The sequence below is a fragment of the Albidovulum sp. genome (genome assembly GCF_049646345.1).
GTDB lineage: Bacteria > Pseudomonadota > Alphaproteobacteria > Rhodobacterales > Rhodobacteraceae > Albidovulum.
In genome coordinates this window covers 1-1,596 of sequence record NZ_JBARVQ010000843.1, presented here as the reverse complement: position 1 = coordinate 1,596, position 1,596 = coordinate 1, and the positions used below count along the sequence as shown (strand labels likewise).

2 protein-coding genes are annotated in these 1,596 nt (G+C 64.1%); both read left to right on the top strand.

All coding sequences use genetic code 11. The features are described 5' to 3' along the window. Window positions 1–210, top strand: a 210-nt coding sequence (locus WBB85_RS22155; protein WP_432640736.1) for a hypothetical protein, incomplete at its 5' end; no start/stop codon positions are given. Window positions 211–273: 63 nt separating this feature from the next. Next, window positions 274–1,443, top strand: coding sequence for an IS5 family transposase (locus WBB85_RS22150; RefSeq protein WP_432640735.1), 1,170 nt, complete (start codon window positions 274–276; stop codon window positions 1,441–1,443). Window positions 1,444–1,596 lie beyond the last annotated feature (153 nt).

Below are 1,596 nucleotides of genomic sequence, written 5' to 3'. Positions count from 1 at the left end.
CTGCGGCAGTACGATGAGTTGTCGCAGAGATTGAAGGTGGAACTCAACATCGCTCCGGGCCAGCGGACGACCGAGTTGGCCACCGAAATCCGCTCCGGCAAGACCACGAAGGGAGCGGTCGACCTGCCGAAAAGCGCGCCGCCACCGAAGGCGCGGCTGGACGCCCCCGTCGAAACACGCCAACCGTCACCTAGCAGGCTGCTGAAATAGTCCTGCCTCGACAGTGGTTTGAGAACATGATTCACCCTTTGCACGGCAACGGCGGGGGTGAAGATGCGCGGGACGGACGGGGCGAGCGGGTCGCTGTTCAGCTATGTCGACTTGGAGGCGCGCATCCCGACGCGGCATCCGCTGCGGAAGATCCGGCAGGTGGTGAATGAGGCCTTGATCGGCCTGGATGCCGAGTTCGAGGCGCTCTACACCGATTTCGGCCGCCCCTCGATTGCGCCGGAGCGGCTGATCCGGGCGAGCCTGATCCAGATCCTGTTCTCGGTCCGCTCCGAGCGGCAGTTGATGGAACAGATGCAGTATAACCTCTTGTTCCGCTGGTTCGTCGGCCTCGGGATCGACGATCCGGTGTGGGTGCCGACGGTCTTCACCAAGAACCGCGACCGGCTGCTGACGACCGAGATGTCGCGCAAGGTGATGGCGGCGATCCTGGCCCATCGCGAGGTTGCGCCGCTGCTGTCGGACGACCACTTCTCAGTCGACGGCACACTGGTGAAGGCCTGGGCCTCCATGAAGAGCTTCCAGCCGAAGGCGACCGACACGCCGTCCGACGACGATCCGGGCGGCCCGCCCAGCCCGGATAGCCCTGCCGAAGATCACCCTGAACCGACACCTTCCGAGACCGACCCGATGTCCCGCCCCACCCGCCGAAACCGCAATGCCGAGGTCGACTTCAAGGGCGAGAAGCGGACCAATGCCACCCATGCCTCGACTACCGACCCCGAAGCGCGCCTTTACAAGAAATCCCCCGGCACCGGCGCGATGCTCTGCTTCATGGGTCATGCGCTGATGGAAAACCGCTCGGGCCTGATCGTGCAGGGCGACCTGACGCAGGCCGACGGTCACGCGGAACGGCGCGCCGCATTGGACATGATCCACCGCCATTCCCCCGGATCGACACGCCAGCTCACGCTGGGCGCGGACAAGGGCTTCGATGCCGCAGAGTTCGTCGCTGACCTGCGCCAAGCCTGCGTCACGCCCCATGTCGCTCAGAAATCCCGATACTCAGCTATCGACGCTAGGACCACCCGGCATGAGGGTTACGCCCTGTCGATCAAACACCGCAAACGGATCGAAGAGGCTTTCGGCTGGGCCAAGACCGTCGGTGGCATGGCACAGACCGTCTATCGGGGCGTCGAACGGGTGCGTTCCCGCTTCATCCTCACCATGGCCGCCAACAACCTCGCCAGATTGCCCCGGCTGCTGGCCGCCTGACGCTGAGAAACCGCGTCAGGCACCTATGCCGTCTGCGCCGAAGGTCCCGAAACCAAACGCAGCCGGTTGCGCCGAAAGAAAACCATTCCGCGCCGCCGACTTCTTCAGCAGCCTGTTAAACAGCAGACCATCCAAAACCGCCGATTGAACCAT

Excerpts from the sequence above, each read along its gene's own strand:
- WBB85_RS22150 (WP_432640735.1), top strand. The coding sequence starts at position 274 with ATGCGCGGGACGGACGGGGCGAGCGGGTCGCTGTTCAGCTATGTCGAC.